Genomic DNA, 9000 nt, shown 5'->3' on the forward strand with positions numbered 1-9000 from the left:
CGCAACTGAATATCGTTCATCACTTCCGAACGAACCGAGCACTTCCCGGTTAGACCGGTGAAGTGCTCGGTTCGTTCGGAACGGCGGCGTGTAGGTCCGAGTTCACCGGCCTGCGGGCCGGAATGAACATCGCAACTAACACGGCTGCGATCGCTGCCAGCCCGGCGATCCCGAAGGCCAGGCGGAATCCGGCCGTGGTGGTGAGCGGTATCGAGTCGGCCTCGATGACGTTCTGGGCCAGCACCATGGCAGTCACTGCGCTTGCCGTCGATGTGCCGATCGATCGCATCAATGTGTTCAACCCGTTGGCGGCAGCAGTCTCGCCATCCGGTACCGATTGCATGATGAGGGTGGGGAGCGCGGCGTAGGCGAACCCGATTCCTACGCCGATGAAGCAGCCGACCAGCACGGTGTGCCAGACCTCGGTCATCAACAGTATCGCGAGCGCATAACCCGATGCGATCGTGACACCACCGATGATGAGACTGGTTCTAGGCCCCGAGCGTTCCGATGTCCGTGCGGCTACAGGCGAGGTTGCCATCATAATCAGACCGGTGGGGACCATGCACAGACTTGCCACCATGATCGACTGTCCTAGACCCACCCCGGACGTCGACGGCATCTCGAGAAGCTTCGGAAGCACGACCGTAGACGCAAATAGTCCGAAACCGACTGCGACGGAGGCGATATTGGTCAGCAGGACCGGGCGTCGCGTGCTCACTCTCAGATCCACTAGGGGGTTGTTCCTATGCCATTGGTAGATGCCCCAACTGACGAGAATCACGACGCCGACAGTTGCGCTCGACAGCGTGAACGTGCTTGTCCACCCCCACTCGGATCCCTTGCTGACCGCGAGAAGTACGCCGCTCAACCCGACCGCGATACCGACCGCGCCGACGAAGTCGAACGACGCATGTCGGTGCGCAGGGCCGGCTGGTACACACAGGAAGATCAGCAAGGCCCCCGTCGTGCTGAGTGCCGCGGCCAACCAGAACAGTACGTGCCAATCGGCTCGCTCGGATACGAAGGCCGACAGAGGCATTCCTATGGCACCGCCGACGCCGAGTGTGGAGCTCATCAACGCCACCGATCGCCCCAGTCGATCTGACGGTACAGAGTCTCGCAACATGCTGATGCCGAGTGGAATGATGCCCAACCCCGCGCCTTGCAGTGCGCGACCCACTACGAGTAGCCACAGGCTGGTCGACAGAGCCGCGGATATCGATCCTGCAGTCAGTATTGCAAGCAAGATCAGCGCGATCTTTTTCTTGCCGAACATGTCGCCGAGGCGACCTGCAATAGGCGTACATACGGCGCCCGCAAGGAGCGTGACCGTGATAACCCATGCCGCATTTGCGGGGCTCGTGTTCAGAAGTCGAGGTAACTCTGGAACCAGTGGGGTGAGCAGCGTTTGCATGAATGAGACGACTAATCCGGTCGAGGCCAGAACTGTTGTGATCACAGTGGGATTGCCCAACCCGCTGCCCCTGAGAATCTTCTTCATTTTGGTGACGTCAACTCGGTCAAAATAGATGGAGACATGCTGTAGGTTCCTTACCGTAAGTCTTGCGGTTAATCGAACTATAGGTTCCGGCGTATGTATTTTCGGCGAAATCGCGTTCTCGTTTTCGATACTGTGCGCGGCTTCTGCCGGTGCGTGCCGCCTCGGAACGAGAGCATTCAACTCACGCGCACCGATGTGCGCACTCGAATCAGGAGAACTACATGTCGATTCTCGAGTCGATACGGGCTGCCAAGCGGTCCTCCGTCCGGATCGGCGTCATAGCCGCCGCGACTGTGACCACGGTGTCCGGTCTCACCGGATGCGCGGGCAGTGCCTCCGAGCACGGCGCGACTGGAGCGTGCACCAGTCCGGGCGTCACCGCCGACTCGATCACCGTCGCCTCCGTGTCGCCGCTGTCGGGCCCGTCGGCATCCACTTTCGCAGGGTTCGTAGAGGGCGCACGTGCACGGTTCGAGGTCGAGAACGAAGCGGGCGGAGTCAACGGCAGAAAGATCAAGCTGGTGACCAATGACGACCTCGGTGACGGTGCTGCGCAGGTAACCGCCGCTCGTAATGCGGTCCAGTCGCAGAAGGCATTCGGCATCCTGCACGCCTCCCGCGCGGATACGATGTTCGACTATCTTTCCTCTCAAAATGTTCCGGTAACCGGTTTCCCCGGACAGATCGCCTACCAGACGAAGGAGAATGCGTTCGGATTCGCCGGATCAGCCAGCATCGGCTTTCCGTCGACCGCGCAGTCTCAGTTCTTCGTCGATCGTGGTGTCACCAAACTCGGTGTACTGGCGAATAATTCGACTGGATCCAAAGGTGCCGCCGAAGGTCTGATCAAGGTTGCACCTACGGTGGGGCTGAACGTGGAGGCGACCGCACTCGATATTCCGGTCGGTTCGTTCGATGCCACTTCGATCGCGTTGCAGATGAAGAATGCCGGCGTTGATGGGCTGTTTATGCCACTGGTTACGGATTCGTCGGTGGCGATTTTCAAGGCCGTCAAGGCTCAAGGATTGGAGCTGAAGGCCGCTTACATGCAGGGACTGTACGACCCGAAGGTCACCGACCAGGTGGGCGATCTGCTCGAAGGTGTATCTTCGCCGCCGGTCGGGACGATTCCGGTCGAAGTTGCAGGCGATGCAACTGAACAGTTGGCGGTCGCGATGAAAAAGTACGGTGACGGAGTCGATCCGAGGACCGGTTTCACGACCCCGGGGTATGTCTCGGCGGATCTGTTTATCGAGGGGCTGAAGATGGCCGGCGAATGCCCGACGCGAGAGAATTTCGTGAAGGAGCTGCGAGCGGTCGATGCGTATGACGGTGGCGGTCTGTTGGTCGAACCCGCAAACTTCGCGGAAGGTCCGGTTGTCGGAGGGTTCCCCTACGGACGCTGTGCTTGGTTCGTGACCTACTCCGGCGGTGCGTTCGTCCCGGATACTGCAGCGACGTGTGGAGAGATTCTCGGTCTGTAGCAAGCGGTATCAGATCAACGTCGTCATGTCCAAGTTTTGTTGACATGATCTAAGTCATATGAATAGTATTACTTACCGCAAGGCTTTCGATTGGGGTGTGGTCCACCGCCTTCCGAATCAGCACCGTTCGTGCGCTCACTTCAAATGCCACTGTGCAGCAAATAATTCGAGGAGTTGTCTTGATGTCGAAATTCGAGTCGGTGTGGTTCGGCGGCGCCGGGGTTCGTCGCGCCATGATTGTCGGTGCGGTAAGTATGATTGCGCTGGCCAGTGTGACCGCCTGTGCGGGAAGTTCGGCCGATTCTGCGAGTGGCGCTGGGGGAGTGTGTAACTCGCCCGGCGTCACCGCGGACAAAATCGTTGTTGCATCCGTATCGCCGCTCTCGGGTCCGGCGGCCTCGACCTTCGCCGGCTTCGTGGAAGGAGCCAAGGCCCGCTTTGCCGTCGAGAACGAGAACGGTGGCGTGAATGGTCGGAGACTTGAATTGGTGACCAACGACGACCTCGGCGACGGCGCTGCGCAGGTAACCGCGGCTCGAAACGCGGTGCAGTCGCAGAAGGCGTTCGGCATTCTGCACGCATCCCGCGTGGACACAATGTTCGACTATCTGTCTGCGCAGAATGTGCCCGTCGCTGGGTACCCCGGGCAGCCGGCGTACCAGGAGAAAATGAACGCGTTCGGATACGCCGGAGCGTCCCTCATCGGCTTCTACTCCACATCCATGGCACAGTTCATGCAGGACAAGGGTGTCACCAAGCTCGGCGTTCTCGCTAACAATTCGACCGGATCCAAAGGCGGCGCAGACGGTTTGGTGAAGACGGCGGGCCAGATAGGCCTCGAGGTCGCGGCCACGTCCTTCGACATCCCGATCGGAGCCTTCGACGCGACATCGGTGGCCATCCAGATGAAGGATGCGGGCGTCGATGGTCTGTACATGCCGCTCGTAACCGACTCGTCCATCTCGGTCCTCAAGGCCATGGCGGCCCAGGGCGTCAAGCTCAAGGCCACCGAAATGCAGGGACTCTATGACCCCAAGATTACCGCTCAGGTCGGGGATCTGCTCCAAGGTGTTTCCGGTGCAGGCGTCGGAATCGTTCCGATCGAACTCGATAACGAGAGCACGAACGCTTTCGTGGATGCGATGTCCGAGTACGGCGACGGTGTCGATCCCCGGACCGGTTTCACTGGGCCCGGATACATTTCGGCTGATCTGTTCATCGAGGGGTTGAAGAAGGCAGGTGACTGCCCGACGAGGGATGCCTTCATATCCGAATTGCACAAGGTCTCCGACTATGGCGGAGCCGGTCTCCTGATCGAGCCGGCAAACTTCGCCTCCGGACCGGTCCCGGCGGGGACCCCTTACGGGCGATGCAACTGGCTCGTGACATTCCAGGGCAACTCATTCGTTCCGGAGCCGGAGGCCACCTGCGGCGAGGTCATGAACTGATGCCGAACCCTACCGTTCGAGGAGAAAAATAGATGCTCAGCTATCTCGTTGCGGGACTCGTCACTGGGTCGCTCTATGCGATCTTCGCGCTGGTCCTCGTCACCACATACAACGCTTCACATGTGTTCAACTTCGCGCAGGGAGGCATGGCCTTCTTCTTGGCCTACTGCTTCTACTGGCTCAACACCGACGTCGGACTTCCCACGGTGGTCTCGCTCGTTCTGTCGATTGTGGTGATCGCTCCGATCATGGGATGGTTCCTGTGGCGCGTCCTTCTCGGAAGGCTCTCCACCGCAACACCTCTGATTCGCCTCGCCGCTACCATTGGTCTCTCGGTTGCGCTGTCCGCGGGAACGACATTGCTCTTCGGGCACGATCAAGTTCTGCAACCTGCTGGCTTGATCAGAAACGTCAGAAGCGTCGTGACCATCGCCGGTGTCAACATCAGCAATGAGCAGATGCTCGTCATCGGCATCGCTCTGATCGTTGCAATCGGCAGCTTCTTGCTTCTCAACCGGACAGCTGTGGGCCTCGTGACCAGGGGTGCGGTTGACTCGGAAATGATGACGGTGCTTACCGGAACGAATCCCAAAGTGGTCGTTGCAGGCACATGGATGGCAGGCATGTCCGTCATCGGGCTCGCGGGCATTCTGGTCATGCCTCAGGTCGGTCTGAATGCGGCTGGCTTCAGTAGTGTCGTCGCCGCATCGTTCGCGGGTGTAGTCATCGGTCGACTTACCAACGTGTGGTGGGCATTTGGCGGTGCACTGCTGGTCGGCGTTCTGCAATCGGTCGTCATTCCGTACTTACCGGACTCGGGAATCCTGACCACGGCTTTGCGTCCCAGTATCCCGTTCCTGCTCATGGTCATCGCAATCGTCGCCCGAAGTCGAGGTGCGGGCGTCCGAGACGATGTTGCGTCACGGGAGGTGGCGAAACTCTCGTCAGCGGCCGAACGCAGTGTCGCGCATGTCCAGTCGGTCATGCGAGGAACCCGCGGTTCGTGGGACAGATACGTCGGTTGGGCTGTACTCGGAGTCGTGCTCGTCGCGGTCCCCTATGTCTTCAGCGGTTTCTGGGTGGGGGTGTTCGCAGTCGGTATGGCATACGCCATCGCGCTGCTCTGCTTCCGGCCCGTCACCGGTGAGGCGGCCGTCGTCGGTTTGTGCCAGATCTCGTTTGTAGGTATCGGTGCGGTTGCGACAGCGCAGTTCTCGACGACATACGGACTCGGCATCATCACTTCCATGTTGCTGGCTGCATGTGTGTCGGCGCTGTGCGGTCTTGTCGTAGGCCTGGTGTGCCTACCGCTTGGACAGTTGTACGCGGCCATCGCGACCTACGCCTTCGCTCTTCTCGCCGACCAGGTGATTTTCACCCGACCGACATTCTCCAACAACGACGCGGGTGTGTTCGTGGATCGCCCGACGTTCGGTGGGGTGTACCTCACCAATGATCAGGACTACCTGTACTTCACCGTTGCGATCTTCCTGATCGTGGCGCTCGTGTTGTTCTTGATCCGGAGGTCGACGCTGGGCCTGAGATTCGCCACAATTCGTGCCAGCCGTGTTCGGGCATCCAGTCTCGGGATTCCCATCTTCCGGTCCCGTCTTGCGCTGTTTGTCCTCGGTGCCGGAATCGCCGGCCTCGGTGGTGGAGTGATCGCAAGCAACCAGTACGTAGCATTCACCGGCGCATACAGTGCTCTGCTCGGATTGACCTGGTTTGCGGTTGTCATCGCCCAAGGATCGTCGAGCATCGGCGGCGCGGCGGTCGCAGGGTTGTCTCTCGCAGTGGGGCCGGCGTTGGTTGCCAATTACCTGCCATCGCGGCTTGCTGAACTACCTGCCGTGCTCTTCGGCCTCCTCGCGATCATGATCGTGAGTAATCCCTCCGGAATCAACACCATGATGCGAGCACAGATTCGCACTCTGGCAGCGAGGTTGACACCCGAGCGTAAACCGGACGGCACACAGTCGCCCACCACCGATGATCAGACTGCCGTATCAGCTACCCCAGTTGGGAGTTCACGATGACCGCCGTCGCCGACACGAAAGTGGGAGAAGTCCGACTTCAACTTTCGGATATCAGCGTCAACTTCGGCGGTGTCAAGGCACTGCAGAATGTCTCCCTTCAGGCTCGCAGTGGCCAGGTCACCGGGTTGATCGGTCCGAATGGGGCGGGTAAGAGCACACTGCTTGCCGTCGCATCCGGAATTCAACGGCCGAACTCCGGAATCGTTCGGCTAGAAGATCAGGATGTCACCGGTGCTCGGCCGCAGGTGTACGCACATGCCCGAATGGCACGCACCTTTCAAGCCCCGCAACTCGTACCGGATCTCGATGTGCGCGAACATTTGGTTCTGGCTCTACGCTCCAATAACCACAAGCCTGGTAGCGCTCTCAAGTCCGCGTTCGGAAAACGCATTACAACAGACGAATTCGGAAAGACGGAGCAGCTGCTTGCAGAGTTGGGTCTGGCGAATGTGGCGGCTAAGGGAGTAAGAGAGTTGCCGCTCGGAACGAGGCGCCTCGTTGAGGTCGCACAGTGCCTGGCGTGCGACTCGAGAACCTTGCTGCTCGACGAACCGACTGCAGGACTGAGTCGCGCGGAGACGGCGGTTTTCTCCGATTTGGTTGTTCGGGTGTGTCGTGATCGCAATATCGCCGTTGTGATCGTCGAACACGATATCGATTTGGTTCTCGACATCAGCGCCCGGGTTTTCGTGCTGGATTTCGGCCGACTGATCGATGAGGGCGACCCTAGTCACATTCGAAACAGTAAGAAAGTACAGGCTGCGTACCTGGGAACCATGGAGGCTGATCTTGATGTCTGACGTGATGCTCGAAGTCGATGATTTGCGTATCTGTTACGGCGACGCCATCGCTGTAGACGGTGTGTCGTTCGCCGTCACCTCCGGTCGATGCCTGGCTGTGCTCGGCGCGAACGGCGCCGGTAAGAGCAGCATCGCTCAGGCTCTGGCAGGACTTATCCCGCCCGACCGGGGAACAATCTCAGTCGAGGGAGAGGACATCACTGGAAGTGACGCCTTTGCGTTGGCGCGCAAAGGAATCGCCTATCTGCCTGAGGGGCGTGGGATTTTTCCTGGTTTGAGCACTGCCGACAATGTCGCGCTCGGTATGCGGATTCTGCCCAAAGATGCCAGGGCAGATGCGGTCGACAGGCTGTACTCACTGTTCCCCGTTCTCGGTGACCGGCGCAAGCAACAAGCATCGACTCTCTCCGGGGGAGAACAGCAGATGCTCGCCGTCGGACGTGCGCTCGTCACCGGACCGCGACTGTTTGTGGTGGACGAACTCTCGTTGGGGCTGGCTCCCCTGGTGATCGACAAGATCTACGAGGCACTCGAGGTTGCAAAGAAGTCGGGTACCACGATGATTTTGATCGAACAGTACGTCGAGCGCGCATTGGAGTTCGCGGACGATGCCGTTGTGATGCGGCGTGGCGAGATAGTTTGGTCCGGGGTTGCGGACGGCGCGGTCGACGAAGTGGTTCAGAACTATATGGGCGGAACGCAATCCGAGGAAGAAACCTCTGTAGCGCAATGAAATTCGCTCTGTTATTTCCTATGCGTGCGGTCAAACATTACCACCAGTGGATGAATGGGGGAGACCTCGGCATTGCGGCGTGCATCGCCGAGGACGCGGGTTTCGACGCTATAGGGATGAGCGAGCATCCGTACCCTGACGACGCGTGGTTGGGTAAAGGCGGGCATCACGCTTTCGATCCGTTCGTGTCCCTGGGATTTATGGCGGCGTCGACCGAGAAGATCCGGATGCTGACATATGTGATGGTGTCGAGTTATCGACATCCATATATGGCTGCCAAAGCTGCCGCTAGTCTGGACGTCCTCAGCAAGGGGCGATTGACACTCGGTATGGCGGCGGGGTACCTCGCGGACGAATTTGTCGTGCTCGGTGCGGATTACACATCGAGGGGGCGACTATTGGATGCGGCAATTCCCGCTATGCGCAGTGCCTGGGCGGGGACCGACCACGACAGTGATCTGTTTCCTGCGCACGGCAATACGATGTTGCCGCAACCCATGCAGTCAGGCGGTCCGCCGATCTGGATCGGGGGCAATTCTGGCCCGGCCAGGCGACGGGCGGTGGAGCACGGCCAGGGGTGGATTCCGATGGGTCAGTCTGCGGAGACGTCAAAGATCACGAAATCGCCACCGCTGGAGTCGATTGGCGAGTTGGCAGTCCTGATTTCGAGTGTCCAGAAGCAACGCGCAGAACTCGGTAAGCCTCCTCTCGACGTGGTATTCACTCCGTTCGAGGCCGAGATGCTGCGCACCCATGACGTGGAAGCGTGTGCCGCGGCCGTCGCCGAGGTGATACCTGCGTACGAGGATGCTGGTGTGACCTGGATCGGATTCGAGCCGAGCAGTAGAACATTGGACGCATACCGACGTGATATCGGTGTGCTCGGCGAACGCGTGGTCACACGGTTCAGCTGATCAGGGTATAGACGAAGAGGGCCGGACCATAGTGGTCCGGCCCTCTTCCCCTCATTCGATTTGTTGCGTCGTCAGTTGCGT

General features: G+C 59.5%; 7 protein-coding genes. 6 read left to right on the plus strand and 1 reads right to left on the minus strand.

Features of this window, described 5'->3' with window-relative positions; translation table 11 throughout:
* Positions 1-49 precede the first annotated feature (49 nt).
* Positions 50-1504 (minus strand): MFS transporter, encoded by a 1455-nt coding sequence (locus ACKAMS_RS33345; protein ID WP_218681631.1) that lies wholly within the window; start codon positions 1502-1504, stop codon positions 50-52.
* Positions 1505-1725: 221 nt separating this feature from the next.
* Here ACKAMS_RS33345 and ACKAMS_RS33350 point away from each other — a divergent pair, with 221 nt between their 5' ends.
* The 6 genes from ACKAMS_RS33350 to ACKAMS_RS33375 all read left to right on the plus strand — a co-directional run bounded on the left by ACKAMS_RS33350 (position 1726) and on the right by ACKAMS_RS33375 (position 8919).
* Positions 1726-2988 carry an ABC transporter substrate-binding protein gene (locus ACKAMS_RS33350; RefSeq protein ID WP_218681632.1) on the plus strand — a complete coding sequence of 421 codons (1263 nt, stop codon included), beginning with the start codon at positions 1726-1728 and terminating at the stop codon, positions 2986-2988.
* Positions 2989-3170: 182 nt separating this feature from the next.
* A complete protein-coding gene (locus ACKAMS_RS33355; protein ID WP_143542644.1) occupies positions 3171-4436 on the plus strand; it encodes an ABC transporter substrate-binding protein in 1266 nt (421 codons plus the stop codon).
* Between the two features lie 32 nt (positions 4437-4468).
* Positions 4469-6472, plus strand: coding sequence for an ABC transporter permease (locus ACKAMS_RS33360; RefSeq protein WP_075836038.1), 2004 nt, complete (start codon positions 4469-4471; stop codon positions 6470-6472).
* Positions 6469-7272, plus strand: a complete 804-nt coding sequence (locus tag ACKAMS_RS33365) for an ABC transporter ATP-binding protein (protein ID WP_075836036.1) — start codon at positions 6469-6471, stop codon at positions 7270-7272. The genes ACKAMS_RS33360 and ACKAMS_RS33365 overlap by 4 nt, the downstream gene beginning before the upstream one ends.
* Entirely contained in the window at positions 7265-8005 is a 741-nt protein-coding gene (locus tag ACKAMS_RS33370) for an ABC transporter ATP-binding protein (protein ID WP_075836034.1), read from the plus strand. Before ACKAMS_RS33365 ends, ACKAMS_RS33370 begins: the two co-directional genes overlap by 8 nt.
* A gap of 50 nt (positions 8006-8055) precedes the next feature.
* Complete coding sequence (locus tag ACKAMS_RS33375) at positions 8056-8919, plus strand: TIGR03619 family F420-dependent LLM class oxidoreductase (protein WP_256938841.1); 864 nt, start codon at positions 8056-8058, stop codon at positions 8917-8919.
* Positions 8920-9000: the final 81 nt, after the last annotated feature.

This window comes from Rhodococcus sp. 5A-K4 (genome assembly GCF_046097995.1).
Classification (GTDB): Bacteria; Actinomycetota; Actinomycetes; order Mycobacteriales; family Mycobacteriaceae; genus Rhodococcus_F; species Rhodococcus_F erythropolis.

Excerpts from the sequence above, each read along its gene's own strand:
- ACKAMS_RS33345 (WP_218681631.1), bottom strand. The coding sequence starts at position 1,504 with ATGAAGAAGATTCTCAGGGGCAGCGGGTTGGGCAATCCCACTGTGATC.
- ACKAMS_RS33350 (WP_218681632.1), top strand. The coding sequence starts at position 1,726 with ATGTCGATTCTCGAGTCGATACGGGCTGCCAAGCGGTCCTCCGTCCGG.
- ACKAMS_RS33355 (WP_143542644.1), top strand. The coding sequence starts at position 3,171 with ATGTCGAAATTCGAGTCGGTGTGGTTCGGCGGCGCCGGGGTTCGTCGC.
- ACKAMS_RS33360 (WP_075836038.1), top strand. The coding sequence starts at position 4,469 with ATGCTCAGCTATCTCGTTGCGGGACTCGTCACTGGGTCGCTCTATGCG.
- ACKAMS_RS33365 (WP_075836036.1), top strand. The coding sequence starts at position 6,469 with ATGACCGCCGTCGCCGACACGAAAGTGGGAGAAGTCCGACTTCAACTT.
- ACKAMS_RS33370 (WP_075836034.1), top strand. The coding sequence starts at position 7,265 with ATGTCTGACGTGATGCTCGAAGTCGATGATTTGCGTATCTGTTACGGC.
- ACKAMS_RS33375 (WP_256938841.1), top strand. The coding sequence starts at position 8,056 with ATGAATGGGGGAGACCTCGGCATTGCGGCGTGCATCGCCGAGGACGCG.